23 protein-coding genes are annotated in these 24,442 nt (G+C 72.0%); 17 read left to right on the top strand and 6 right to left on the bottom strand.

Features of this window, described 5'->3' with window-relative positions; translation table 11 throughout:
* Positions 1–2: 2 nt before the first annotated feature.
* Both pdxA and ACFQS7_RS03305 read right to left on the bottom strand, forming a co-directional pair.
* Positions 3–986 carry a 4-hydroxythreonine-4-phosphate dehydrogenase PdxA gene (gene pdxA / locus ACFQS7_RS03300; RefSeq protein ID WP_380065585.1) on the bottom strand — a complete coding sequence of 328 codons (984 nt, stop codon included), beginning with the start codon at positions 984–986 and terminating at the stop codon, positions 3–5.
* Between the two features lie 96 nt (positions 987–1,082).
* Positions 1,083–1,736, bottom strand: coding sequence for a hypothetical protein (locus ACFQS7_RS03305; RefSeq protein WP_380065586.1), 654 nt, complete (start codon positions 1,734–1,736; stop codon positions 1,083–1,085).
* Between the two features lie 181 nt (positions 1,737–1,917).
* Between ACFQS7_RS03305 and ACFQS7_RS03310 the strand changes: the two genes are divergently transcribed.
* Both ACFQS7_RS03310 and ACFQS7_RS03315 read left to right on the top strand, forming a co-directional pair.
* A complete protein-coding gene (locus tag ACFQS7_RS03310) occupies positions 1,918–2,586 on the top strand; it encodes a sulfite exporter TauE/SafE family protein (RefSeq protein ID WP_380065587.1) in 669 nt (222 codons plus the stop codon).
* A gap of 104 nt (positions 2,587–2,690) precedes the next feature.
* Positions 2,691–3,953 (top strand): hypothetical protein, encoded by a 1,263-nt coding sequence (locus ACFQS7_RS03315; RefSeq protein WP_380065588.1) that lies wholly within the window; start codon positions 2,691–2,693, stop codon positions 3,951–3,953.
* Between the two features lie 40 nt (positions 3,954–3,993).
* On the opposite strand, the gene ACFQS7_RS03320 is transcribed toward ACFQS7_RS03315, so the two are convergent.
* Positions 3,994–4,776, bottom strand: a complete 783-nt coding sequence (locus tag ACFQS7_RS03320) for a DUF2189 domain-containing protein (protein WP_380065589.1) — start codon at positions 4,774–4,776, stop codon at positions 3,994–3,996.
* 250 nt (positions 4,777–5,026) lie between these two features.
* On the opposite strand from ACFQS7_RS03320, the gene ccoN reads away from it, so the two are divergent.
* From ccoN to ACFQS7_RS03365, 9 genes are read left to right on the top strand one after another with little or no spacing between them, the layout of a single operon-like run.
* Positions 5,027–6,457, top strand: a complete 1,431-nt coding sequence (gene ccoN, locus ACFQS7_RS03325) for a cytochrome-c oxidase, cbb3-type subunit I (RefSeq protein WP_380066193.1) — start codon at positions 5,027–5,029, stop codon at positions 6,455–6,457.
* Between the two features lie 14 nt (positions 6,458–6,471).
* Positions 6,472–7,206 carry a cytochrome-c oxidase, cbb3-type subunit II gene (gene ccoO, locus ACFQS7_RS03330; protein ID WP_380065590.1) on the top strand — a complete coding sequence of 245 codons (735 nt, stop codon included), beginning with the start codon at positions 6,472–6,474 and terminating at the stop codon, positions 7,204–7,206.
* 12 nt (positions 7,207–7,218) lie between these two features.
* Positions 7,219–7,446, top strand: a complete 228-nt coding sequence (locus ACFQS7_RS03335) for a cbb3-type cytochrome oxidase subunit 3 (protein ID WP_380065591.1) — start codon at positions 7,219–7,221, stop codon at positions 7,444–7,446.
* Positions 7,447–7,448: 2 nt separating this feature from the next.
* Positions 7,449–8,318, top strand: coding sequence for a cytochrome-c oxidase, cbb3-type subunit III (gene ccoP, locus ACFQS7_RS03340; protein ID WP_380065592.1), 870 nt, complete (start codon positions 7,449–7,451; stop codon positions 8,316–8,318).
* 11 nt (positions 8,319–8,329) lie between these two features.
* A complete protein-coding gene (ccoG, locus tag ACFQS7_RS03345; RefSeq protein ID WP_380065593.1) occupies positions 8,330–9,829 on the top strand; it encodes a cytochrome c oxidase accessory protein CcoG in 1,500 nt (499 codons plus the stop codon).
* The gene (locus tag ACFQS7_RS03350; protein ID WP_380065594.1) at positions 9,826–10,293 is read left to right on the top strand and encodes a FixH family protein; all 468 of its coding nucleotides are present in this window, start codon (positions 9,826–9,828) and stop codon (positions 10,291–10,293) included. Before ccoG ends, ACFQS7_RS03350 begins: the two co-directional genes overlap by 4 nt.
* Positions 10,290–12,623 carry a heavy metal translocating P-type ATPase gene (locus tag ACFQS7_RS03355; RefSeq protein WP_380065595.1) on the top strand — a complete coding sequence of 778 codons (2,334 nt, stop codon included), beginning with the start codon at positions 10,290–10,292 and terminating at the stop codon, positions 12,621–12,623. The genes ACFQS7_RS03350 and ACFQS7_RS03355 overlap by 4 nt, the downstream gene beginning before the upstream one ends.
* A complete protein-coding gene (ccoS, locus tag ACFQS7_RS03360) occupies positions 12,620–12,781 on the top strand; it encodes a cbb3-type cytochrome oxidase assembly protein CcoS (RefSeq protein ID WP_380065596.1) in 162 nt (53 codons plus the stop codon). Before ACFQS7_RS03355 ends, ccoS begins: the two co-directional genes overlap by 4 nt.
* Positions 12,778–12,963 carry a hypothetical protein gene (locus ACFQS7_RS03365; protein WP_380065597.1) on the top strand — a complete coding sequence of 62 codons (186 nt, stop codon included), beginning with the start codon at positions 12,778–12,780 and terminating at the stop codon, positions 12,961–12,963. Before ccoS ends, ACFQS7_RS03365 begins: the two co-directional genes overlap by 4 nt.
* 73 nt (positions 12,964–13,036) lie before the next feature.
* On the opposite strand, the gene ACFQS7_RS03370 is transcribed toward ACFQS7_RS03365, so the two are convergent.
* Positions 13,037–13,489, bottom strand: coding sequence for an Lrp/AsnC family transcriptional regulator (locus tag ACFQS7_RS03370; protein WP_380065598.1), 453 nt, complete (start codon positions 13,487–13,489; stop codon positions 13,037–13,039).
* 59 nt (positions 13,490–13,548) lie between these two features.
* Between ACFQS7_RS03370 and ACFQS7_RS03375 the strand changes: the two genes are divergently transcribed.
* The 5 genes from ACFQS7_RS03375 (at position 13,549) to ACFQS7_RS03395 (ending at position 20,890) form a co-directional block, all read left to right on the top strand.
* Positions 13,549–14,880: an LLM class flavin-dependent oxidoreductase gene (locus ACFQS7_RS03375; protein ID WP_380065599.1), complete on the top strand. Its 1,332-nt coding sequence runs from the start codon at positions 13,549–13,551 to the stop codon at positions 14,878–14,880.
* A 184-nt stretch (positions 14,881–15,064) separates the two neighbouring features.
* Positions 15,065–18,502: an indolepyruvate ferredoxin oxidoreductase family protein gene (locus tag ACFQS7_RS03380; protein ID WP_380065600.1), complete on the top strand. Its 3,438-nt coding sequence runs from the start codon at positions 15,065–15,067 to the stop codon at positions 18,500–18,502.
* A 73-nt stretch (positions 18,503–18,575) separates the two neighbouring features.
* On the top strand, positions 18,576–19,751 hold the full coding sequence (locus tag ACFQS7_RS03385; RefSeq protein ID WP_380065601.1) for an acyl-CoA dehydrogenase family protein: 1,176 nt from the start codon (positions 18,576–18,578) through the stop codon (positions 19,749–19,751).
* A gap of 148 nt (positions 19,752–19,899) precedes the next feature.
* Positions 19,900–20,547: a maleylacetoacetate isomerase gene (gene maiA, locus ACFQS7_RS03390; protein ID WP_380065602.1), complete on the top strand. Its 648-nt coding sequence runs from the start codon at positions 19,900–19,902 to the stop codon at positions 20,545–20,547.
* Between the two features lie 37 nt (positions 20,548–20,584).
* Positions 20,585–20,890 carry a hypothetical protein gene (locus ACFQS7_RS03395; RefSeq protein ID WP_380065603.1) on the top strand — a complete coding sequence of 102 codons (306 nt, stop codon included), beginning with the start codon at positions 20,585–20,587 and terminating at the stop codon, positions 20,888–20,890.
* A 182-nt stretch (positions 20,891–21,072) separates the two neighbouring features.
* Here the strand turns inward: ACFQS7_RS03395 and ACFQS7_RS03400 are convergent, their stop codons facing one another.
* A complete protein-coding gene (locus ACFQS7_RS03400) occupies positions 21,073–21,687 on the bottom strand; it encodes a hypothetical protein (RefSeq protein ID WP_380065604.1) in 615 nt (204 codons plus the stop codon).
* 634 nt (positions 21,688–22,321) lie between these two features.
* On the opposite strand from ACFQS7_RS03400, the gene ACFQS7_RS03405 reads away from it, so the two are divergent.
* Positions 22,322–23,044, top strand: coding sequence for a Crp/Fnr family transcriptional regulator (locus ACFQS7_RS03405; RefSeq protein WP_380065605.1), 723 nt, complete (start codon positions 22,322–22,324; stop codon positions 23,042–23,044).
* Between the two features lie 156 nt (positions 23,045–23,200).
* Here ACFQS7_RS03405 and ACFQS7_RS03410 read toward each other — a convergent pair whose 3' ends face one another.
* Positions 23,201–24,403, bottom strand: a complete 1,203-nt coding sequence (locus ACFQS7_RS03410) for an MFS transporter (protein ID WP_380065606.1) — start codon at positions 24,401–24,403, stop codon at positions 23,201–23,203.
* Positions 24,404–24,442: the final 39 nt, after the last annotated feature.

Here is a 24,442-nt window from a genome sequence, read left to right on the forward strand (position 1 = left end):
AGTCATGGGGTTGCCTTCTGGCGATGGGCCGCGATCTCGGCCGCGAGGCGGAGGGCGGCGACGAGGCTGCCAGGGTCGGCCAGGCCGCGGCCGGCGATGTCGAGCGCGGTGCCGTGGTCCGGGCTGGTGCGGACGATGGACAGGCCCAGCGTCACGTTCACCCCGCCAGTCATGTCGAGCGTCTTGATCGGAATCAGCGCCTGGTCGTGATAGAGGCCGAGCGCCACGTCGTAGCCCGGCCGGGCCTTGGCGGTGAACATGGTGTCGGGCGGGATCGGGCCGCGGGCGTCGATCCCCTCGGCGCGGAGGGCGGCGACGGCCGGTGCCACGATGTCGCGGTCCTCGGTGCCGAGGGTGCCGTCCTCCCCGGCATGCGGGTTGAGGCCGGCGATGGCGAGGCGCGGGGCGGCGATGCCGAAGTCACGCCTGAGGCCGGCGGCGGCGAGGCGGGCGACCTCGACGATGAGGCCGGGGGTGAGGCGGGCGATGGCCTGCTTCAGCGGCTCGTGGATGGTCACCGGCACCACGCGGAGTTCCGGGCAGGCGAGCAGCATGACGGGCGGGACCCCGGTGCCGGCGATCTCGGCGAGGTATTCGGTATGGCCGGGATGGGCGAAGCCGGCGGCGTAGAGCGCCGATTTCTGGATCGGGTTGGTGACGATGCCGGCGGCGTGCCCGGCCTTGGCGAGCGCCACCGCCTCGTCGATCGCGGCGATGACGGCGGGGGCATTGGCGGGGTCGAGCTTCCCCGGGACCGAGGCTTTCGACAGCGGCCGGTGCAGCACCGGCAGCGCCTCGGCGAAGATCGCGGCGGCCTGTTCCGGCGCCTCGATCCGCCGGATCGGTGCGCCGGTCAGCCTGTCGGCATCATCGATCAGGAAGAAGCCCGGCCCGGCATGGCGCAGCAGGTGCCAGGCCTTGACGGCGATCTCCCCGCCGACTCCGGCCGGTTCGCCCATGGTGACTGCGAGTGGTGCCTGGCTCATGCCGGTGATGTAGGCCCGGCAGGCCTGCCGGCAAACCCACAGATCCCACAGATATAGAGGGGGCGCAGGGGGATACCTCCCCCTGCGCTTTCTTCGTCAGTCTGCCGCGAAGCAGTAGATCAGCCCGGCCCCGCCGGTCGCCTTCAGCGCGTCCATGTTGCAGGCGCGCGACGGATGCGAGGTGTTCCAGGACTTCATCGGCGCCGAGTCGTTCAGCCCGATGCGGTCGGCATGCCCGACCATGGCGTTGCCGGCATCGCTGCTGGTCCAGTTGGCGCAGGTGCGGTCGTCGCCGGCGGGGAAGGCGGTGCCGTCGGCCTGGGTGCCGGTGAGGATGTCGTGCATGTTCGGCGTGTCGCCGCGGCCGTTGACGACGGCGCCGGCCTCGGTGAGGGCGGTCTGCTTGGTCAGGCCGGCGGCGCCCTCGTGCAGGTCGGCCAGGTCCTTGGCGACGACCTCGCCCTTGGCATTGCGCCAGGGGCCGCGGCCGATCCGGTCGCGGGCATTCACCGCATTGGCGCCCTGGGTGCTGAGATAGGCGCGCCAGGTGCGGTTGCCGGCGCCGGCGGCGGTGGCCAGCGCCTTGCAGTGCGCATCGGCGCCGGCGAGGCCGCCGAGGTCGCCGCCCTTGCCGGGATTGGCGCTGGTGACGAAGAAGCTCATCTGCGCCGGCTGGGCATTTGCGCGGGTCGGGGCCAGGCCGGGCGCGAGGGCGAGCGCGGCGAGGGCCGCGAGGGTGATGGCTTTCATGGTGGTCCTCCCATTGTGCGGCCGAGCCTAGCATCGGCCGCGGCGTCGTTACACCGTGACCCTATCGCGATCCGCTTGCGCCGCCGCAATGCCAGGCCCGGCCGGCATCGGCTAGGTCAGCGGCATGCTTGCCGATTGCCTGCACGATTTGGCCGCCCTCGGACCCGGCGGATTGCCCGCGTTGCTGGGGGCCTTGTTCCTCGCCGGGCTGGCGGGGGGCGTCAGCCATTGTTCGACCATGTGTGCGCCCTTCGTGCTGGCCCAGGCGGCGACCGGCGCCGGGGCGGGCGGGGGGCGGCTGCAGCGGTTGGCCGGCGCCGCGCTGCTGCCGTACCAGGCCGGGCGGATGCTGGGCTATGGCGCGCTGGGGGCGCTGGCCGGCGGGGCGGCGGGGTTGCTGAGCCTGGCCAGCGGCATGCGCTGGGTGCTGGTGGGGCTGCTGGTGCTGGCGGCGGTGCTGATGCTGGCGCAGGCCTCGAAGCGCCTGGGTGGCTGGGTGCCGCGGCTGGCGACGCCAGGGCTGCCGTGGGCGATGGAGCGGCGGATCGGCGCGCTGCTGGCCGACCCGACGGGCTGGCGGGGGGTGCTGCTGGGGGTGCTGCTCTCGGCGCTGCCCTGCGGCTTGCTCTATGCGGCGCTGGCGGCGGCGGCGGGAAGCGGCAGCGCCCTGGCCGGCGGGTTGGCGATGATCGCCTTCGTGCTGGGGACGGTGCCGGCGCTCACCGGGGTCGCCCTGCTCGGGCGGTTCTTCGCGCGCCGGCAGGGCCCCTGGATGCGCAAGGCGGGCGGGGCGCTGTTCGCGCTCAACGGGGTGGTGCTGCTGGCCATGGCGGTGCGGCTGGCGGCCTGATCCAGGGCTGGGACCGGTCTCCCCGCTGGCGACGGCGTCTCGGGGTTAAGCGGATTTTCACCGCGCGTCTCATATCCTGGGATCGTCCCTGGGAGTGAGGTCGCATGCCGCGCAATCTGCTGGTCTCCGGGGTGCTGCCCGCTCGCCTGGCCGAGAATGCCGGCGCGGCGGATTGGGTGGCGACCCTGTCGCTGTCCGGCGACCTGGCGGGGCTGGCCTGGGTGGAGGTGCTCGGGCCGGCGGCGCTGAACTTCAGCGCCAGCCTGCTGCCGGGGCTGGATGCGCTGCGGCTGACGCCCGCGGCGGCGGTGGATTTCGAGTCGCTGGCCGACCCGGTGCTCGGCTTCTCGCTGCGCTTCGGCTTCGCCGATGGCAGCGTCTGGGACGACCCGGTCGGGCGCCGCGTCACGGTGACGGATGTCGACGACACGGCGCCGACCGCGCTGGGCTTCGCCAGCGGCGGCACGCTGGTGGCGGGGGCGATCGGCGCCGTGATCGGCCGGCTGGCGGTCACCGACCCCGACACCGCCGGCGGTTTCCGCTTCACCTTCGGCGACGACGATGCCTGGCGCTTCGAGGTGGTGGACGGCGTGCTGAAGCTGCGCGACGGCATCTCGCTCGGGCTGGATGACATGCCGCAGCGGCCATTGATCGTCGAGGTCTCGGACGGCCACCAGTCGGCCGCCTTGCTGCTCTGGATCGGCGTGGCGGACCCCGATACGCGCCTGGCCGACCTGCCGGAGGGGGAGACGCGCGGCGGCTTCGGCCTGGTGGATACCGGCACCGCGCTGGCCCTGCGCGAGAGCCGCGACGTGGCGCGGCTGGATGCGCTGGGCGATGGGGAGCAATTGCTGATCCTGGGGGAAGGCATCCAGGTGGTGCTGCCGGCGGTGCAGCGCGTGCGATTCGCCGACGGCTTCCAGGACATCGGCGCCGGCAGCACCGGGGTGCAGGCGGCGGCGCTGGTCCAGGCGCTCGGCGGCCAGGCGGCCGAGGCCCAGGCGCTGGGGGGGCTGGTGGCGCGGGCGGAATCCGGGGTGGCCTGGGTGGACCTCGCCGCATCGCTGCCGGCGCTCGCCGGCAGCGATGCGGCGGCGGTGACGGCGCTCTACCACAACGCGCTCGGCCGTGACCCGAGCGGGGCGGAGCTGGCCGCGGACATGGGTCGGCTGGCGGCGGGCGTCAGCCGGGCGCAGCTGGCGGTGGATCTGGCGCTGGGCACGGAAGCGCTCGGCCGCCAGCCGGCGGGCGGGGTCTGGGTGGCGGATGGCCTCGGCGCCGACGACGCCTGGCGGGCCGGGACGGGCGGGCTGCCCGACCCGGCCCCGCCTCCGCCGACGGCGACGGACCCGGTCTGGCTGCTGTGATGCCCGGCGTCCGGGCGCGGGCGCCTTCCGCCGATCCGCCCTATCGGATGACGATATCCTTGTAGGCATGCCAGGTCGCGTGCCCGACCAGCGGGAAGACCAACACCAGCCCGAGGTAGAAGGGCACCAGCGCCAGGCCGGTGAACAGCACGATCAGCCCGGCCCAGAGCAGCATCGCCCGCCAATTCTCCAGCACCGCCTGGACCGACACGGTGATCGCCTCCAGCGCCGAGATGTCGCGGTCGACCAGCATCGGGATCGAGACCGCCGAGACCGCGAAGCTGGCGGCGGCGAGGATGCAGCCGAAGCCGGTGCCGATCACCAGGAAGGGCAGCAGCTGGCCCGACTGCAGCATCGCATAGGGCAGCCGCTCCAGGCTCGGGATGCCGCTCATGCCGAAGAACAGCATGAAGATCAGCCCGGCGATGCGCACCCAGAACAGGTGCAGCACCAGCAGCACGACGCCGATGAAGGCGATCTGCCCGCCGTTGCGGCGGAAGGGGGCGAGCATGTCGGCGAGCGTCGGCGCGATGCCCTGCTCACGCAGCCGGCTGGTCTCGTACAGGCCGGCGGCGACCAGCGGGCCGACCATGAAGAAGCCCGAGGTGGCGGGCAGGATGGCCCATAGGGTCCCGGCTTCGAACAGCAGCAGCGAGACCACCCAGCCGGCGAGGCAGACCGCGCCGCCATAGGCCAGCGCGATCGGCTTGGTGGCGAGCATGTCCTGCCAGCCGGCGGTCAGCCAGATCCAGGGCCGGTCGGTGGCGACCTGCCGCACGCGCGCGGCCTGCGGATCGGTAAGCGGAAGCGTTTCGGTGTTCATTTGGCGTCCTCCCCAGGAGCACGGACCCGTGGGCGCGGCCTCGATATATCAACATGACGGTTTCCTGCCCACACAAGCTTGATCCGGATCAAGGACGCGGCACGCGGTCTCGCCTCATCTGCGGCCAGCACGCGGCGCGAGGACGGAGTCTGTCCGCCGAGCCGCCGCGTCCTTTGAGGAGATCCGCTTCATGGCCGTTGCGGGCTATGCAGACCCTGCCACCGGGCACGTCCCGGAGCGGGAATTCGAAATGGTGGAGGGGCCGATCAAGGCCTTCGCCATCGCCACCGTGTTCTGGGGCGTGGTCGGCTTCCTGATGGGGGTCGTCATCGCCTCCGAGCTGGCCTGGCCGCTGCTCAACCTCGACCTGGAATGGACCACCTTCGGGCGGCTGCGCCCGGTTCACACCTCGGCCGTCATCTTCGCCTTCGGCGGCAACGCGCTGCTCTGCACTTCCATGTACGTGGTGCAGAAGACCTGCCGCGCCCGGCTGTTCGGCGGCGAGGACATGGGCTGGTTCCTGTTCTGGGGCTACCAGTTCTTCATCGTCACCGCCGCTCTCGGCTATGTCCTGGGCGTCACCCAGGGCAAGGAATATGCCGAGCCGGAATGGTACGTCGACCTCTGGCTGACGGTCGTCTGGGTCGCCTACCTGATCGCCTTCGGCGGCACGCTGCTGCGGCGGCAGGAGCCGCACATCTACGTGGCGAATTGGTTCTACCTGGCCTTCATCATCACCGTGGCGATGCTGCACCTGGTGAACAACCTGGCGCTGCCGATCGGCGGCGGCTCGGGCAAGTCCTACGTGGTCTGGTCCGGCGTGCAGGATGCGATGATCCAGTGGTGGTACGGCCACAACGCGGTGGGCTTCTTCCTGACCGCCGGCTTCCTGGGCATGATGTACTACTTCATCCCGAAGCAGGCGGAACGCCCGGTCTACAGCTACCGGCTGTCCATCGTGCACTTCTGGACGCTGATCTTCCTCTATATCTGGGCCGGTCCGCACCACCTGCACTACACCGCGCTGCCGGACTGGGCACAGACGCTGGGCATGGTCTTCTCGATCGTGCTGTGGATGCCGTCCTGGGGCGGCATGATCAACGGGCTGATGACGCTGTCGGGCGCCTGGGACAAGCTGCGCACCAATCCCGCGCTGCGCTTCTCGGTCACCGCCGTCGGCTTCTACGGCATGTCGACCTTCGAAGGCCCGGTGATGTCGATCAAGGCGGTCAACGGCCTGTCGCACTACACCGACTGGACCATCGGCCACGTGCATTCCGGCGCCATGGGCTGGGTCGGCTTCGTGACCTTCGGCGCGCTGTACTACCTGTTCCCCAAGCTCTGGCGGAAGACCGCGCTGTACAGCGAGAAGCTGGTGTCCTGGCACTTCTGGGTCGCGACGCTCGGCATCGTCCTCTACATCACCGCCATGTGGGTCAGCGGCATCATGCAGGGCCTGATGTGGCGGTCCTACGACGAGCTGGGCTTCCTGCAGTACAGCTTCGTCGAGACGGTGGCGGCGATGCACCCCTACTACGTGATCCGCGTGCTCGGTGGCCTGCTCTACCTGAGCGGCGCGCTGATCATGGTCTACAACCTTTGGATGACCGTGCGCTCCGAGACCCTGGCTGAGCCGGCATCCGCCGTGCAGCCCGGCTTCGCCGCCGCGGCGGCCGAGTGAAGGAGGGCCGATCCATGTTCCGCTTCCTCCGCGACCACGGCATCATCGAGCGCAACCTGATCCTGATGGGTGTGCTCACGCTCATCACGGTCTCGATCGGCGGCCTCGTCCAGATCGTGCCGCTCTTCACCATCGAGACCACGATCGAGCGGGTGGAGGGCATCCGCCCCTACACGCCGCTCGAGCTCGCCGGCCGCGACATCTATGTCCGGGAAGGCTGCTACACCTGCCACAGCCAGATGGTCCGCCCCTTCCGGGACGAGGCCGAGCGCTACGGCCCCTACAGCCTGGCGGCGGAATCCATGTACGACCACCCGTTCCAGTGGGGCTCGAAGCGCACCGGGCCGGACCTGGCGCGGCTGGGCAACAAGTACTCCGACGACTGGCACGCCGCGCATCTGCGCAGCCCGCGCGCGCTGGTGCCGGAGAGCATCATGCCGCCCTACGCCTTCCTCGACCGGCCGCTGGATACCGAATCGATCAAGGCCAGGCTGCAGGCGCAGCAGGCGCTCGGCACGCCCTACACCGACGCCATGGTCGCCAATGCCGTGGTCGACCTTGAAGCCCAGGCGCGGGCCGATGCGGACGGCGCGGGCCTGGCCGGACGCTACGCCAAGGCCCGGCAAGGCAACTTCGACGGCAATGCCGCCGTGGTCACCGAGATGGACGCGCTGGTCGCCTACCTGCAGATGCTGGGGACGCTGGTGGAGTTCCGCGACGTGACGCCCGAGCAGGTCCGGCAGCAGTAGGAGCGCGCGGCAATGGACCCCATCAGGCTGCAGTCGCTCCTCTCCACCATCTGGGTGGTGTGGTTCTTCGTGCTCTTCCTCGGGATGCTCTGGTACGTGATGCGCCCGTCGAAGAAGCAGCATTTTGCGAGCCTGGCCGACATCCCGCTGCGGGATGAGGCCGAGCCCGCGTCCCGATCGCGGAGGGCACCTGGCCCGGAGCGTGAATCGGGCCGCGCCACCTTCGGCAGGAGCACCTGACGATGCCGACCAAGGTCGAGAAAGACAGCGTCACCGGCCGCGAGACCACCGGCCATGAGTGGGACGGGCTGAAGGAGCTGAACACGCCGCTGCCGAAGTGGTGGCTGTATGTCTTCTATGCATGCATCGCCTTCGGGCTGGTCTGGGTGGTGATCTACCCGGCCTTCCCGGTCAGCGGCGCGACCGGCCTCTCGGGCTGGACCGCGCGCGGCGCCATCGGGCCGGAACTGGAGGCCGAACGCGCCAAGCAGGAGCCGATGCTGGCCAGGATGCGCGCGGCAACGCCGGCGGAGATCGCCGCCGACCCGGCGCTGCGGTCCTACGCGCTGGCCGGCGGCCGAATCGCCTTCGCCAACAACTGCGCCGCCTGCCACGGCTCGGGCGGCCAGGGCGCGGTGGGCGGCTTCCCCAGCCTGGCGGACGACGACTGGCTCTATGGCGGCGGGTTCGAGGCGATCCACGGCACCATCGCGCACGGCGTGCGCAACGGCGTCGATGCCGATGCCCGCGGCATCGCCATGCCGCGCTTCCTGGCCGACGGGCTGCTGACCGCGGCCCAGGTCGGCGACGTGACCGAGCACGTGCTGGGCCTCACCGGGCGGGCGACCGACCCGGCCGCGGCCGAACGGGGTGCCGCGGTCTTCGCCGAGAACTGCGTCAGCTGCCACGGCGAGAAGGGCGAGGGCAACCGCGACATGGGCGCCCCGCGGCTGAACGACCAGGTCTGGCTCTATGGCGGCGACAAGGCGAACATCCTGCGCAGCGTCGGCTATGCCCGCGCCGGCGTGATGCCGAACTGGTCCACCCGGCTCGATCCGGCCATCGTCAACATGCTGACCGTCTACGTCCACGCTTTGGGCGGCGGCGAGTAAGCGAGGGCATCATGGGCGAGGTGAAGTCCGCCGACCGCACGCAGCCTGGGGTGGCGCAGGCAAGCCCTGCGCCGCTCTATGCCAACCGCCAGAAGGTCTACCCGAAGGCGGTGAAGGGCCCGGTGCGGCGGGCGAAGTGGCTGATCCTCGCCCTCTGCCTGCTGCTGTACTACGCGGTCCCGCTGATCCGCTGGGATCGCGGGCCGGACCTGCCAGACCAGGCCGTGCTGGTCGATATCGGCAATGCCCGGCTCTTCTTCTTCTGGATCGAGATCTGGCCGCAGGAGGTCTACTACCTGACCGGCCTGCTGGTGCTGGGCGCCATCGGCCTGTTCGCCGCGACCAGCCTGTTCGGTCGCGTCTGGTGCGGCTTCGCCTGCCCGCAGACGGTCTGGACCGACCTGTTCATGTGGGTGGAACGCCGGGTGCAGGGCGACCGCAACGCGCGGATGAAGCTGGACCTGCAGCCCTGGTCGGCCGAGTGGCTAGGCAAGAAGGCCATCACCCACGCGGTCTGGCTGGGCATCGCCATGGCCACCGGCGGCGCCTGGATCATGTACTTCAACGACGCGCTGGAGATGACGCCGCGCTTCCTCACCGGCCGGGCCAGCCTCGAGGTCTATGTCTTCTTCGGCCTCTTCACCGCCACCACCTATGTGCTGGCCGGCTGGGCGCGCGAGCAGGTCTGCACCTACATGTGCCCCTGGCCGCGCTTCCAGGCGGCGATGCTGGATGAGAATTCGCTCGTCGTCACCTACCGCGACTGGCGCGGCGAGCCGCGCGGCAAGCTGAAGGGGGAGGGCCGCGGCGACTGCGTCGACTGCATGGCCTGCGTGCATGTCTGCCCGACCGGCATCGACATCCGCGACGGCCAGCAGATGGAATGCATCGGCTGCGGCCTCTGCATCGACGCCTGCGACGACGTGATGGGCAGGCTCGGCCGGCAGAAGGGGCTGATCGCCTTCGAGACGCTGACCAACCTCGCCGCCGCCGAGGCCGCGGCGAAGCCGCTGCCGCCCGGCCCGGCGCGGCAGGCCTGCGGGATGCAGGCGCGGACGCCGCTGAAGGTCGTCCGGCCGCGCACCCTGCTGTATGCCGCGGTGCTCGGCCTGGTGGTCGCCGTCATGGGCGGGTCCTGGCTGCTGCGGCAGACCACGTCGCTGTCCGTGCTGCGCGACCGGGCACCGAATTTCGTCCGGCTCTCGGATGGCGGCGTGCGCAACGGCTATGCGCTGAAGCTCGGCGACAAGACCCGCGACGTCGAACGCTACGCGCTGGTGCTGGACGGCCCGGCCGGGCTGCAGCTGGTGGTGCAGGATGCGACGCCCGATGCCGCCGGCCGCCCGGTGCTGACCACCCGGCCGGACGGCATCAGCCAGTGGCGCGCGCTGGTCACCGCGCCGCCCGCACTCAAGCTGCCGGAGAACGTGCCCGTGACCTTCAAGCTGATCGGGGCCGACGGCCGCACCGCCGTGAGCACCGCCAGCGTCTTCCTGGGACCGAAGCCATGAGCACGACGATTTCCCCCCGCCGCAGCGCCTGGATCCCCTGGGTCTTCGTCGGCGGCATGCTGGTGGTGGTGGCGGTGAACGGGGTGATGGTCTTCGCCGCCGTCGACACCTTCACCGGCGTCACCACCGGCTCGGCCTACGACAAGGGCCGCGCCTACAACCATGTGCTGGCCGAAGCCGCGCGGCAGGATGCGCTCGGCTGGCGGGACCACGTGACGCTGTCGGACGGCGTGCTGCGGGTCACCGTGCGGGACCGCGATGGCAAGCCGGTGGCCGGCCGGCTGGACGGCGTGCTGCGCCGCCCGGTCGAGGGCACCGAGCAGCGCCTCGCCGCCGAGGCCGTGGCGCCCGGCGAGTGGCTGGCGCCGGCCGCGCTGCGCGCCGGGCAGTGGGAGGCGCGGCTGCGCCTGACCGCGCCGGATGGCAACCGCCGTGACATCCGCCAGCGGGTGATCGCGCCGTGAGCCTCCAGGCCCGCCTCGCACCCGCGACGACCGCCGCCGGCTGCGCCCATTGCGGCGCGCCGGTGCCGGGCGCCGCGCGCTATTGCTGCGCCGGCTGCGAGGGGGCGCATGACCTGGTCGCCGGGCTGGGGCTCGACGCCTTCTACCGCCGGCGCGAGGCCGCCGATGGCGGGCTGCGGCCCGCGGTGGATGCGCCCGCGGTCGATTTCACCAGCTTCGTGCGGTCCGGGAAGGGCGAGCAGGCGATCGACCTGATGGTCGCAGGGCTGACCTGCGGCGCCTGCGTCTGGCTGGTCGAGCAGGCGCTGGCGGCCGAGCCGGACGTGACGCGCGCCCGGGTGGCGCTGACCACGCGGCGGTTGACGCTCGGCTGGCGCGGCGACGCCGCCCGGGCCAACGACTTCGTCGCCCTGCTGGCGCGGCTCGGCTTCCGCGTCGCTCCCTGGTCGCCGGCCTGCCTGCGGGCGACCGAGGATGCCGAGGGGCGCGAGCTGATCCGCTGCCTTGGCATCGCGTCCTTCGGCGCGATGAACATCATGCTGGTCTCGGTCGCCGTCTGGGTCGGCTGGGACATGGGCGAGGCGACCCGCGCCGCGCTGCATTGGGTCGCCGCGCTGATCGGGCTGCCGGTGGTGCTGGTCGCCGGCCTGCCGCTGTATCGCAACGCCCTCGCCGGCCTGCGGTCCGGCCGGCTCAACATGGACATGGCGGTCTCGCTCGGCGTGCTCGCCTCGGCCGCGATGTCGCTGAGCGAGGTGCTGCGCAACGGCCGCTACACCTTCTTCGACGGCGCGACGATGCTGATCGCGCTGCTGCTGGCCGGCCGGGTGCTCGACCGCGCGGCGCGGCGGAAGGCCCGCCAGGCAGTCGCCGAATTGCTGGCGCTGCAGGACGGCACGGTGACCAGGCTGGCCGAGGACGGCACCGCCACCGCCGCGCCGGCCGCCAACCTCCGCGCCGGCGACCGCATCCTGGTCGCGGCAGGGGAACGCCTGCGGCTCGACGCCACGCTGGAGCAAGGCGAGGCGCTGCTGGACGCCAGCGCGACCAGCGGTGAGAGCCTGCCGCGCACATTCGCCGCGTATGAGCCGCTGCCGGCCGGCGCGGTCAACATGGGCGCGCCCTTCGTCGCCCGCGTCACCGCGGCCGCCGCGGATGGCTCGCTGGCCGCCATGGCGCGGCTGCTGGAACAGGCCGAAGTGGCCAAGGGCCGCTACGTCGACCTGGCCGACCGGGTGGTGCGCTACTTCGTGCCGGTGGTGCATGCGGTGGCCGCGCTGACCTTCCTCGGCTGGTGGCTGCTGGGCGGGGTGGTCTGGCAGCAGGCGCTGGTCGCCGCCGTCGCGGTGCTGATCGTCACCTGCCCCTGCGGCTTTGCCATCGCCCTGCCGGCGGTGCAGGCGGTGGCCGTCGGCGCGCTGTTCCGCCGCGGCGTGCTGGTCGCCAGCGGCACCGCGCTGGAACGCCTGGCGGCCGCCGACCACGCCGTGCTGGACAAGACCGGGACGCTGACCGAGGGCCGCCCGACCCTGCTGCCCGGTGCCTGGACCGAGGCCGAATTGCGCGAGGCCGCCGGTCTGGCCCGCGCCAGCCGCCACCCGCTGTCGCGTGCCCTGGCCAATGCCTGCCCGGATGCGCCCTTGGCGCCGGGGGTCGAGGAGGTGCCGGGCCGCGGCCTGCTGGCCGGTGAGCGCCGGCTGGGCAGCGCCGCATTCCTCGGCCTGGGCGGGCCGGATGTCGGGCTGACCCTGTGGTATGCGGGCCCCGGCCGCGCCCCGGTCGCCTTCCGCTTCGCTGACCGGCTGCGCGCCGATTCCGCCGCGGTGGTCGCCGACCTGCAACGGCTGGGTCTGACCAGCGAATTGCTGTCCGGCGACGCCGCGCCGGCGGTGGCCGCGGTCGCCGCCCAGGCCGGGATCGAACACTGGACCGCGCAGGTGGTGCCGCAGGCCAAGGCGGCGCGGATCGAGGCGCTGCGCGCCGCCGGCCGCCACCCGCTGATGGTCGGCGACGGCATCAACGACGCGGCGGCCCTGGCGCTGGCGCATGTCGCCGCCTGCCCGGGCGACGGCACGGACCTGGCGCAGACCGCGGCCGACCTGGTGCTGCGGGCGGAGGGCCTGGGCGCGCTGCCCGGCGCCATCCGCACCGCGCGGCGGGCGCAGCGCTTGGCGCGGCAGAACATCGTCTTCTCGCTGGCCTACAACCTGGTGGCGGTGCCGCTGGCGATCGGCGGGCTGGTCACCCCGCTGTTCGCCGCGCTGATCATGTCCTCCTCCTCCCTCATCGTGATCGGCAACGCGCTGCGCGCCGGCAAGGAGACTGCATGAACATCCTGGTCCTGCTGGTGCCGGTGGCCCTGTTCCTCGGGCTGCTGGGGCTGGCCGCCTTCCTCTGGAACCTCCGCACCGGCCAGTACGACGACCTGGACGGCGCCGCATCCCGCATCCTGTTCGACGACATCCCCCGCAAGGAGCCCCGCCAATGAACGGCAGCAGCATCTTCTTCCTGGTCTTCTCCGGCCTGATCGCCCTGGTCGGGCTGCTCGCCATCGGCATGGCGCACGACTACCTGCAGTTCTTCGGCTTCGCGCTCTTCCTGTTCGGCCTGCTGTTCGGCTTCGGCTGCATCAAGCGGCATTTCGACGCGCAGGACGCCGCGAAGCACTGAGGCGCCGCACGCCGGCCTGTTGCTCGCGGAGCAGATCCACGCGTCCGGGCATGCGCCCTCCCGCGATCTGCTCCTACGGCGCCGGCGTCCAGCTCTGCTTCAGGCTGCGCAGGGTGAAGCTGGTGCGGGTGTGGCGGACGCCGGGCAGGCGGTACAGCTTCTCCCGCAGCAGGCGCTCGTAGCCCGCGGTGCCGCCGACCGCGGCCTTGATGACGTAGTCGTACTCGCCGGTGACCAGCCAGGCCTCGATCACCTCGGGCATCTCGGTCACGGCGCGCTCGAAGCGCCGCAGGCTCTCCTCGTCGTGGCGTTCCATCATCACCTCGATGATGACGGTATCCGGCAGGCCGAGCTGGGCCTGGTCGAGGATGGCGACATAGCCCTTGATGACGCCGGACTGCTCCAGCCGCTTCACCCGGGTCCAGCAGGGGGAGGGCGAGAGGCCGACCTGCTCGGCCAGCTCCGCATTGGTCAGGCGGGCGTTGCCGTGCAGGGCGCGGAGGATCCGGCGGTCGATGGCGTCCATCGCAGAAGCTTCTGCCGCGATGGGGCTGACAGGCAAGGGGGCTGTGCTAGCCTCTCGCCATGCCTCGTGAAATCCGCCTGAACGCCTTCGACATGGCTTGCGTCGGCCACATCCAGCATGGCATGTGGACCCATCCGCGCGACCGCTCCACCGACTACCGGCGGCTGGACTACTGGACCGGCCTGGCCCGCACGCTGGAGCGCGGCCTGTTCGACGGGCTGTTCCTGGCCGATGTCGTCGGCCTCTACGACGTGCTGGGCGGCAGCCCCGATGCCGCCATTCGCCATGCCGTGCAGGTGCCGCTGCTCGACCCCATGCTGGTGGTCCCGGCCATGGCGGCGGTGACCCGCCATCTCGGCTTCGGCGTCACGGTGAACCTGACCTACGAGGCCCCGGCGCTGTTCGCCCGGCGCTTCTCGACGCTCGACCACCTGACCGATGGCCGCATCGGCTGGAACATCGTCACCGGCTATCTCGACAGCGCGGCCCGCGCCATGGGCCTGCCGGCGCAGCTGGCGCATGACGCGCGCTACGAGGCGGCCGAGCAATTCATGGCCACCGCCTATGCGCTGTGGGAGGGCAGCTGGGCCGGGGATGCGGTGCAGGCCGACCGCGCCACCGGCGTCTATGCCGACCCCCTGAAGGTCCGCGCCATCCGCTCCGGCGGGATCGAGGCGATCCATCTCTGCGAGCCCTCACCGCAGCGGACGCCGGTGCTCTACCAGGCCGGGGCGTCCGACCGCGGCCGCGACTTCGCCGCGCGGCATGCCGAATGCGTCTTCCTCAACCCCTCCAGCCCGGCGAACGTCGCGCGGATGGTGGCCGACCTGCGCGCCAAGGCGGCGCCGCGGCCCCTGCGCATCTTCGTCGGCGCCACGCTGATCCTCGGCCGGACCGAGGCGGAGGCGGAGGGCCTGCTGGCAGAGTACCGCGACCATGCCAGCATCACCGGCGCGCTGGCGCATGCCGCGGCCTCGCTCGGCATCGACTTCGACCGCTTCGGCATGGACGAGCCGATCGCGGCCAGCGGCAGCAACGCCATCTCCTCCAACGTCGAGGCGATGGCGCGGGTCTTCGGGCCGGGCTGGACCAAGCGGCACCTGATCGACCAGTTCATCCTCGGCAGCCGGCAGAAGCCCATGGTCGGCACGCCGGACGCAATCGCCGAGCAATTGATCGGCTTCGCCGAGGCGACCGACGTGGACGGCTTCAACCTGTCCCGCACCGTGATGCCGGAATGCATCGAGGCGGTGGCCGACCTGCTGGTCCCGGCGCTGCAGGCGCGTGGCGCCTACAAGACCGCCTATGCCCCGGGGACCTACCGGGAAAAGCTGTTCGGCGCCGGCCCGCTGCTGGCCGCGCCGCATCCGGCGGCAGCCGCACGGGGCTGAGTGCAAAACGACGAAAGATCCTTCCGTTCTTTCGGCGGTGCAGCACGAACTCCGGCAGGACTTGCGGGTGGACCCGGTGCATCCTTCCGGCTGAGCCGGTCCGCCCGGGGCCTTGCCGCGCCCCCCGGGCCGCCCGACATACCGATCAAAGCCGGGTGGCCGAGGCTACCCTTCCGGGAGAGAGATGATGGGCAGCATCCAACGCCCCGAAGCCACCCTCGAGGACCGCTGGGAGAAAGCGGGCGAGACGCTGCTGCTGACCGGCATCCAGGCGCTGGTCCGGCTGCCGCTGGTCCGCCACCAGCTCGACAAGGCGATGGGCTGGAACACCGCCGGCTATGTCAGCGGCTACCGCGGCTCGCCGCTCGGCACCTATGACCAGCAGTTGATGAAGCAGGCGAAGCGCCTGGCCGAGGCCAGTGTCGTCGTCCGCCCGGCGCTGAACGAGGACCTGGCGGCGACCGCGGTCTGGGGCACCCAGCAGGTCGCGCTGTATGGCAACCAGCGCTACGACGGCGTCTTCGGCATCTGGTACGGCAAGGGGCCGGGCGTGGACCGCAGCGGCGACGCACTGCGGCATGCCAATTCCGCCGGCACCGCGCCGCGCGGCGGCGTGCTGGCGCTGGCCGGCGACGACCCGTCCTGCAAGTCGTCGACCATCACCTCGGGCTGCGAGTATTCCTTCATGGACGTCGAGATGCCGGTGCTCGACCCGGCCGGCGTCACCGAGATCCTCGATTTCGGGTTGAAGGCGCTCGACATGTCGCGCTTCGCCGGCCTTTGGGTCGGGATGAAATGCGTGGCGGAAACCATGGACGGCGCCGGCACGGTGCTGGTCGACCCGGCCGCCTATGCCAGCATCCGCCCGGATTTCACCTTCCCGGCCGATGGCGTGCATATCCGCCTGCGCGACCACGCCATCCCGCAGGAGGAGCGGCTGCGGCACTTCAAGCTGCCGGCGGCGCTCGCCTTCGCCCGGGCCAATGGGCTGAACCGCATCGTCATGGACAGCCCGCAGGCCCGCTTCGGCATCGCCGCGCGCGGCCGCGGCTATGCCACGCTGCGCCAGGCGCTGCACGACGCCGGCATCACCGAGGAGCTGGCCCGCATGGCGGGCCTGCGCATCTGGAAGGTCGGGCTGGCCTGGCCGTTGGACGCGGTGGGCGCCCGCGAATTCGCCCGCGGGCTCGAGGAGATCATGGTGGTCGAGGACCGCCGCCCGGTGATCGAGCCGCAATTGCGCGAGGCGCTGTACTACGAAGCCTCCCGTCCGCGCATCGTCGGCAAGACCGACGAGCAGGGCCGCCGGCTGCTCTCCGACCTGACCGAGCTCGACACCGGCGCGGTGCTGCGGGCGCTGGCGGCACGGCTGCCGGAACAGCTGCAGACCGAGCAGCTGCACGACCGCATCCGCCAGCTCGACCGCATCGCCCAGCTGCAGGCGCCGCCGATCCACGACCGGACGCCGCATTTCTGCCCGGGCTGCCCGCACAATACGTCAACGCGGGTGCCGGAAGGCAGCCACGCCATGGCCGGCATCGGCTGCCACACGCTGGCGATCTACATGGACCGGCAGACCGACCTCTACAGCCACATGGGCGCGGAGGGCATGGCCTGGCTCGGCATGGGGCCGTTCGTGTCCGAGAAGCATATGTTCGTCAACATCGGCGACGGCACCTATGCCCATTCCGGCAGCCTCGCGGTGCGCCAGGCGATCGCCGCCGGCGCCAACATGACCTACAAGATCCTGGTCAACAGCGCCGTCGCCATGACCGGCGGGCAGACGCCGGAAGGCGAGCTCGGCGTGCCGGAGATCGCCGCGCAGATGGCGGCGGAAGGGGCGGCGAAGATCGTCGTCGTCTCCGACGACCCGGACCGCCACACCGGCGATGCGCGGATGCCGAAGGGCACCGAATACCGCGAACGCCGCGACCTCGACCTGGTGCAGCGGGAGCTGCGCGAGGTGCCGGGCGTCACCATCCTGATCTACGACCAGCAATGCGCGACGGAGCGCCGCCGCAAGCGCAAGCGCGGCACCCAGGCGGTGGCGACGAAGCGCGTGGCGATCAACCCGCGGGTCTGCGAGGATTGCGGCGACTGCTCGCGCACCTCGAACTGCCTCGCGGTCGAGCCTGTCGAGACCGAATACGGCCGCAAGCGCGCCATCGACCAGAGCGCCTGCAACCAGGACCTGTCCTGCGTCGAGGGCTTCTGCCCGTCCTTCGTCACGCTGGTCGGGGCGGAGCCGGTGAAGAAGGCCGTGCCGAAGCTGGGCGAGGCGGTGCCGGAGCCTCAGCGGCCCGAGGTGCGGGCGGGCGAGCCGGCCTTCAACATCCTGCTGGCCGGCGTCGGCGGGCAGGGGGTGACGGCGCTCTCGGCCATCCTCGGCATGGCGGCGCATCTGGAAGGCCGTCCGTCGCGCTCGGTCGACATGCTCGGCCTGGCGCAGAAGGGCGGCGGCGTCTTCGCCCAATTGCGCATCGGCCGGGCCGGCGCCGATCCGTCCACCATCGAGGCGCCGCGCATCGGCATGGGCCAGGCCGACCTGCTGCTCTCGGCCGACATGGTGGTGGCGCATGGGCGGACCGCGCGGCCGCTGCTGGGCGCCGACCGCACGGCGGCGGTGCTGAACGTCGACCTGCAGCCGACCGCGCAGTTCGTGCTGAACACGGCGACGACCTACGACCGCCCGGGCATGCTGGCCAGCATCCGGGACGCCTGCCGCGAGGTGGTGACGGTGCCCGGCGTGCAGGTGGTGGAGGAGGCGCTCGGCGACCTCATCTATCTCAATGTCTGGCTGCTCGGCATCGCCTACCAGAAGGGGCTGGTGCCGCTGAGCGCCGAGGCGATCAACCGGGCGCTGGAGCTGAACGGGGCGCAGATCGAGCGCAACAAGGCCGCCTTCGCCCTGGGCCGGGAGGCGGCCCTGGCGCCGCCCGTCCCGGTGACGCCGGAAGCCGAGACGCTGGACGCGCTGGTGGCGCGGCGGGTGGCCGACCTGACCCTGTATCAGAACGCCGGCTATGCCCGCGGCTATGCCGATTTCGTCGCCAAGGTGCGCGCGGCGGAACAGGCGGCGGTGCCGGGCGAGCAGCGGCTGGCCCGCGCCGTGGCGATGCAGCTCTACCGGCTGATGGCCTACAAGGACGAGTACGAGGTGGCCCGGCTGCACAGCCTGACCGACTGGAAGGCTTTCCTCGACCAGCACTTCACCGGCACCCAGCGCGTCGAGCTGAACCTAGCGCCGCCCTTCCTGGCCAAGCCCGACCCGGTCACCGGCGTGCCGCGCAAGATCGCCTTCGGGCCCTGGATGCTGAAGGCGATGGGGCTGCTGCGGCACGGCAAGGCGCTGCGCGGCTCCGCGCTCGATCCGTTTGGGAAGACCGAGGAGCGGCGGATGGAGCGGGCCCTGATCGGCGAATACCGCGCCGGGATCGAGCGGCTGCTGCGGCTGCTCTCGCCGCAGACCCATGCCAAGGTCTGCGACTGGGCCGAGGCGGCGGCGGGCATCAAGGGCTACGGCCATATCAAGGCGCGCAACGCCACCGCGGCGCGGGAGCGGATGGCACAGATCGAAGCCGGGATCGGCGCGCCGGCGCCGCTGGCGATGGCGGCGGAATAGGCCATCAGGGGCGGCCCGCCGCGCTGGACGAAACCATCCCGCTGGCGCGATATCGGCGACCGGAGGAGACACCATGCCGCTCGATACCCAAGGCCCCTCGGCCGCCGCCTTCGATCTGCCCGAGGCCACGCGCGAGCTGCGCGAGACCGCGCTGGCCTTCGCCAGGGACCGGCTGGCGCCCAAGGCGCTGGAATGGGACCAGGCGCGGCATTTCCCGGTCGAGGAGATGCGCGAGGCCGCAGCCCTCGGGATGGCTGCACTCTATGTCCGGGAAGAGAGCGGCGGCGCGGGCCTGACGCGGCTCGACGCCGCGGTGGTGTTCGAGGCGCTGGCGATGGGCTGCCCCGCCGTCTCCGCCTATCTCTCGATCCACAACATGGTCGCCTGGATGATCGACCGCTTCGGCGACGACGCCCAGCGGGCGCGGTATCTGCCGGACCTGATCCCGATGAAGGCGATCGCCAGCTATGCGCTGACCGAACCCGGCTCGGGGTCGGACGCCGCGGCGCTGCGGACCCGGGCGCGCAGGGACGGCGGCGACTACGTCCTCGACGGCACCAAGCAATTCATCAGCGGCGCCGGCGTCTCCGACCTGTACCTCACCATGGTGCGCACCGGCGGCGAGGGCCCGGGTGGCGTCTCCGCCCTGCTGGTCCCGAAGGAGACGCCGGGCCTGTCCTTCGGTGCGAACGAGAAGAAGATGGGCTGGAACGCCCAGCCGACCCGCGCGGTGATCTTCGAGGGCGCCCGGGTGCCGGCCGCGGCCCTGCTGGGGGAGGAAGGGCAGGGCTTCCGCTTCGCCATGGCCGGGCTCGACGGCGGCCGGCTGAACATCGCCGCCTGCTCGCTCGGCGGCGCCCAGGCGGCGCTCGACATCGCGCTCGGCTATGTCCAGGAGCGCCGCGCCTTCGGCAAAGCCATCGCCGATTTCCAGAACACCCAGTTCCGCCTGGCCGACATGCAGACCGAGCTGGAAGTGGCGCGCACCTTCCTCTGGCGCGCCTGCGCCAAGCTGGATGCCAAGGCGCCGGACGCCTCGGCCTTCTGCGCCATGGCCAAGCGCTTCGTCACCGACACCTGCTCGAAGGTCGCCGACGATGCGCTGCAATTGCTGGGCGGCTATGGCTACCTGGCAGAATACGGGATCGAGAAGATCGTCCGCGACCTGCGTGTCCACCGTATCCTCGAGGGCACCAACGAGGTCATGCGCCTGATCATCGCGCGCTCGATGCTGGGACGGCGAACGTGACGCCGTCCGGTGGCCGGAGCGCCGCAGGGCGCGGAGGGCTGAACCGGCCGGCCCGCTCCGCAGGGGCGGCGGGTAGCACATCCGGTGGCCGGAGCGCGGCAGGGCGCGGAGGGCTGAACCGGCCGGCCCGCCCCGCGGGCGCCAAGCCATGATCCTCTGGGGCTACTGGCGGTCCTCGGCGGCCTACCGCGTGCGCATCGCGCTGAACCTGAAGGGCCTCGCCGTCGAGCACCGCTTCCTCCACCTGCGGCGCGGCGAGCAGTGCGCGGCGGAGGCCCTGGCGCTCAACCCGCAGGGCCTGGTCCCGGCCCTGGTGCTGGACGATGGCAACGTCCTCACCCAGTCGCTGGCGATCTGCGAATACCTCGACGAGATCCAACCGGCGCCGCCGCTGCTGCCGCACGCCCCCGTCGCGCGCGCCCGCGTCCGCGCCTTCGCCCAGGCGATCGCCGCCGAGATCCATGCGGTGCAGAACCTCAGGGTGCTGAACCGGGTCAAGGCGCTGGGCCACGACCAGGCGGCGGCCAATGCCTGGGCGCAGCACACCATCGCCGAGGGGCTGGCCGCCTGCGAGGCGCTGCTGCGCGACCGGCCCGGTTCGGTGCGGCAGGGCCCCTTCTGCTTCGGGGCGGCGCCGGGCCTGGCCGACCTCGCCCTGGTCCCGCAGTTGTACAATGCCCGACGTTTCGGCGTGGACCTCACGGCCATGCCGCGCCTGGTCGCGGCGGACGCCGCCTGCCTGGCGCTGCCCGCCTTCGCCGCGGCGGCGCCGGAGCGCCAGCCGGACGCCGAATAGGCTTGCAACCAGCGCGCGAATTACGCACATCTACGCAATGGTCAAACGATACGCCCTGGTGGCGCTGCTGCTGCTGCCGGCCGCCGCGCAGGCGCAGCAGCGGGTGGTGGTGCCGGAGGGCGTGGCGGTCGCCGTTCCCGCCCGCGGTGCGCCTGCCGCGCCGCGCGCAGCCATGCCGCCGCGGCTGCGCACCGCCCGGCCGCTCAGCCCGGCGGTGGAACTCGGCGCGCCGCCGGAAGCCATCGCGCTGGTGCCGCTGGCCGCGGCGGCGGCGCTGGCCGTGGCGCTCTCGGGGGGCGGCGGCGGTGGCGGCGGGGTTTCGGCCCCGGTGCGGACCCGCTGATCGCCGGCGCCCAACCGCGGCAGTCAGCACTCTCCAGCCGAACATGCATGTCCCCTGGCCTTCCGCGCCATGGGCGGGTGGCCGCCCCGCGGCGGCTGCCGGCCGAACGAGGATGGCGGAGGATCGGGCGCAGGCGTCCGGCGGGAGAATCCGGCCTTACGGGCCTTGCTTACGCCAAAGGATCAGCGCCGCGTCGTCCCGCGGCGAAGCTCCCGGCCGATATTGGCGCGCGCCCGGGACTCGAAGGCGGCGTGCAATTGCGGGTGCCGCAGCAGCCGCGGCGCGGCGCCCAGCCGCGACAGGAAGGCGCGCTGGCCCTGGGTGAAGGCGGCGTCGTCCAGGTGCCGCGCCTCGGCCCGCAGGCCGCGGCCGTTGCGGTCGAAGGTCGCCGGCTCCTCGCCGATCGGGCTGAGGTCGAGGTCGAGCAGCCAGAGCCGCGTCATGCCGCATTCGCCGCGGGGCACCGGCGTGTTCAGGTGATCGGCGGTGGCGAGGATGGTCCCGGTGACCCAGGCGATCTCGGCCGGGGTGAAGCCACGCAGCTGGCGCGCGGCCAGCCGCCACAGATCGGCCGAGCGGGCTTCGTTGTCCTCGGCGCCGGGGACCAGGATGGCGTCATGGAACAGGATGGCGGCGGCGATCAGACGGGCCACCCGTGGCCGGCGCATCGGCCCGGTGCGGCCGAAGCGCAGGTGCCGTGCCCAGAGCACGGTCAGGTGCTGCAGCCCATGATAGCTCCGCCAGGGAGCCGCCATGCGCCGTATCAGGTCGGTGCGGACCGCCGTCGGCAGGTCCACCGCCTCCAGAAGGGACCGGAGGCCGCGCGGCCGGTTCACGGCAACGCCTGGACCAAGGCAGGGCGCGCGGCGCTGGGCCGTGCCGCGGCCTGGCCGTCGCGCGGTCTGGACGTGGGTTGCCGAAAGGCGGGGTTCGCTGGGGAATCGCTTGGGCGAATGCGCTGTCACTCCTGTTCGAACGCGGCGCGGTGCCCTTCGGTTCGGCCATGCGATCCGCGGCATCGTGGCGCTTTATCAACCTCTGGGCGGGGTAGATTTCTACTAATTTCATCGTTGCGGAGTGCGGGCTGCTTGGTCGCGGCGCCTGGCCCGCGCCGCCCCGGTGTCATGCGTCGCCGGTGCCGCGCGCCGCGCCACCTGCCGGCCACGCCAGGCAACGTCGCGCCGCAGCGTCGGGGGAAGCCGGTTTCGGCGGGATAGGGGGAGGTTCTGCCGCGATGCCGTCGCCGCTCCGTCCCCGGCGGGAAGGCGGCCGGATCGTTCCCTGGCCGCCACTTACTGGCGATATGCACCGACATCGGAACAATCATGCCGCTGCCGGCGCCGCGCATGATGTGCGCTGGCGCACAGCGCAGCTTGCATCCGCGGCCCCTCTGACGTTTCCTGGGCCACGCAAGGACGAGTGCCGCATGCCATGGCCCAGGGCTCCGACGACGAACGGCTCACCCGCTTCCCGATGTTCCGGGAAGTCGATCCGGCCCTGCTGTCGGAGGCCTCGCGGCATGCGCGCTGGCGCCGGGTGCAGCCCGGCGAGGCGGTGATCGACTACGACGACACTTCGGACGAGGTTTTCCTCATCATCTCCGGCACGGTGCGGATCGCCATCCATTCGGCCAGCGGGCAGGAGGTGATCCTCGGCGAGGCGGGCGCCGGCGAGATCTTCGGCGAGATGGCGGCGATCGATGGGCAGGCCCGCTCGGCCAATGTCACCGCGGTGCACAGCTCGGTGCTGTGCTGCCTGCCGCGGGCGACCTTCCTCGACCTAGTGCTGAAGACGCCCGCGGCCGGGCTTCTGCTGCTGCGGCTGCTGACGGGGCGGCTGAGGCTGCTGGACGCGCGCAATGTGGAGCTCGCGGTGCTGCCGGTGCGGCACCGGCTGATCGCCGAGCTGCTGCGGCTCGGCCGGCCGCGCGAGGACGGGCAGCTGCGCATCACCCCGCCGCCGGCGCAGCACGTGCTGGCGGCGCGGATCGGCGCGCGGCGGGAAGCGGTGTCGCGCGAATTGTCGGCCATGGCGCGGGAAGGCCTGGCGACGGTGAGCCGGCAGAGCATCCTGCTGCCGAAGCCCGATGCGCTGCGCGAAGGGCTGCGCAGGGCGATGGCGGGCGACGCGGGCAAGGGCGGCAAGAAGGGCTGAGCCGGAGCGGCAGCAAGGCCAGGAAGGACGTATCCTCCCTGGACCCTCCTCTATATTTGGGAGTCTGGCATCCGCCGCGCGGCAGCTGCCAAACCACAAGAAGGCAGGGTGCGGCTTGGCGAGGGAATGCTTTTTCCTCTCCAGCCTTTCCTTCTTCTACTCCGCCGCCACCGGCCGCTTCACGCGCCGCTCGCCGACCAGCGCCATCGCCATGGTCGCCACGATGAAGAAGACCGAGGCGGCGAAGACCAGCAACGGCTGGCCGTTGTCCATCAGGCTGCCGTAGAGGATCGGCCCCACCGTCCCGCCGATGTTGAAGCCGGTGGTGACGATGCCGAAGACCCGCCCGACCGCATCCGGCGGCGCCGCGGCGCGCACCAGCATGTCGCGCGACGGCATGATCATCCCCGACAGGAACCCGGCTGCGCCGAGCGCCGCGACCAGCGCCACCGGCCCGAGCGGCACCAGCCCGACGAGGGCCACCAGCGCCCCGGTCAGCCCGAAGCCGAGCGCCGCCACGTCGCCATGCCGGGTCGTGCGGTCGGCCACCACGCCGCCGGCCAGCACGCCGAAGGCGCTGAGCAGCATGAAGGCGCTGAGCGCCACGTTGGCCGCGGCGAAATCCACCCCGCGCCCGTTGACCAGCGCGGCGACCGAGAAATTCTGCACGCCCCCCGTCGACAGGCTGAGCAGGGCGAAGAAGACGGTCAGCATGATGACGGCAGGCGTCAGCACGGACCCGCCCGCTGCCGTCGCCTTGGCCTTGGCGGCCGCCCGCGGCGCCGCGGCCGGGTCGCCCGCCAGGGCGAGCGGCAGCGCCACCGCGGCGCCGATCGCACCGGCCGCGAACAGCGCCGCCGACAGCCCGCCATAGGCCGAGACGCCCAGCATCAGCGCCGGCGCCAGGGCGCCGCCGAGATAGCCGGAAAAGGTGTGGATGGAGAAGGCGCGGCCGATCCGCGCCTCGCCGATGCCGCGCGACAGCATCTCGTAGTCCGCCGGGTGGTAGACCGAATTGGCCAGGCCCAGCGCCGCGGCCGCGGCCAGCAGCATGGGGTAGGTCGGGAACAGGCCGAGTGCCACGAAGGCCGCCGCCCCCAGGGACAGCCCCGCCACCAGCACCCGGCGCGAGCCGTATCGGTCCACCGCGAAGCCCATCGGCGCCTGGACCAGGCCGGAGACGATGTTGAACAGGGTCAGCGCCAGGCCGAGCTCGACGAAGCCGACGCCGAGCCGCGCCTGCAGCAGCGGGAACAGCGGCGGCAGCACCAGGATGTGCAGGTGGCTGACCAGATGCGCGGCGGAGACGAGGCCGAGCGTGCGGGTCTCGGCCGGGGTCCAGGCGCGTTGCCGGTCCATGCGGTGGCGTTCCCTCGATGATCTTGCCGGAGAGATGGG

Source organism: Dankookia sp. GCM10030260 (assembly GCF_042666655.1).
In the GTDB taxonomy this organism is placed as follows: domain Bacteria; phylum Pseudomonadota; class Alphaproteobacteria; order Acetobacterales; family Acetobacteraceae; genus Paracraurococcus.

Coding starts and splice junctions, on each gene's coding strand:
- pdxA (WP_380065585.1), bottom strand. CDS start 986: ATGAGCCAGGCACCACTCGCAGTCACCATGGGCGAACCGGCCGGAGTC.
- ACFQS7_RS03305 (WP_380065586.1), bottom strand. CDS start 1,736: ATGAAAGCCATCACCCTCGCGGCCCTCGCCGCGCTCGCCCTCGCGCCC.
- ACFQS7_RS03315 (WP_380065588.1), top strand. CDS start 2,691: ATGCCGCGCAATCTGCTGGTCTCCGGGGTGCTGCCCGCTCGCCTGGCC.
- ACFQS7_RS03320 (WP_380065589.1), bottom strand. CDS start 4,776: ATGAACACCGAAACGCTTCCGCTTACCGATCCGCAGGCCGCGCGCGTG.
- ccoN (WP_380066193.1), top strand. CDS start 5,027: ATGGTGGAGGGGCCGATCAAGGCCTTCGCCATCGCCACCGTGTTCTGG.
- ccoO (WP_380065590.1), top strand. CDS start 6,472: ATGTTCCGCTTCCTCCGCGACCACGGCATCATCGAGCGCAACCTGATC.
- ACFQS7_RS03335 (WP_380065591.1), top strand. CDS start 7,219: ATGGACCCCATCAGGCTGCAGTCGCTCCTCTCCACCATCTGGGTGGTG.
- ccoP (WP_380065592.1), top strand. CDS start 7,449: ATGCCGACCAAGGTCGAGAAAGACAGCGTCACCGGCCGCGAGACCACC.
- ccoG (WP_380065593.1), top strand. CDS start 8,330: ATGGGCGAGGTGAAGTCCGCCGACCGCACGCAGCCTGGGGTGGCGCAG.
- ACFQS7_RS03350 (WP_380065594.1), top strand. CDS start 9,826: ATGAGCACGACGATTTCCCCCCGCCGCAGCGCCTGGATCCCCTGGGTC.
- ccoS (WP_380065596.1), top strand. CDS start 12,620: ATGAACATCCTGGTCCTGCTGGTGCCGGTGGCCCTGTTCCTCGGGCTG.
- ACFQS7_RS03365 (WP_380065597.1), top strand. CDS start 12,778: ATGAACGGCAGCAGCATCTTCTTCCTGGTCTTCTCCGGCCTGATCGCC.
- ACFQS7_RS03370 (WP_380065598.1), bottom strand. CDS start 13,489: ATGGACGCCATCGACCGCCGGATCCTCCGCGCCCTGCACGGCAACGCC.
- ACFQS7_RS03375 (WP_380065599.1), top strand. CDS start 13,549: ATGCCTCGTGAAATCCGCCTGAACGCCTTCGACATGGCTTGCGTCGGC.
- ACFQS7_RS03380 (WP_380065600.1), top strand. CDS start 15,065: ATGATGGGCAGCATCCAACGCCCCGAAGCCACCCTCGAGGACCGCTGG.
- ACFQS7_RS03385 (WP_380065601.1), top strand. CDS start 18,576: ATGCCGCTCGATACCCAAGGCCCCTCGGCCGCCGCCTTCGATCTGCCC.
- maiA (WP_380065602.1), top strand. CDS start 19,900: ATGATCCTCTGGGGCTACTGGCGGTCCTCGGCGGCCTACCGCGTGCGC.
- ACFQS7_RS03395 (WP_380065603.1), top strand. CDS start 20,585: ATGGTCAAACGATACGCCCTGGTGGCGCTGCTGCTGCTGCCGGCCGCC.
- ACFQS7_RS03405 (WP_380065605.1), top strand. CDS start 22,322: ATGGCCCAGGGCTCCGACGACGAACGGCTCACCCGCTTCCCGATGTTC.
- ACFQS7_RS03410 (WP_380065606.1), bottom strand. CDS start 24,403: ATGGACCGGCAACGCGCCTGGACCCCGGCCGAGACCCGCACGCTCGGC.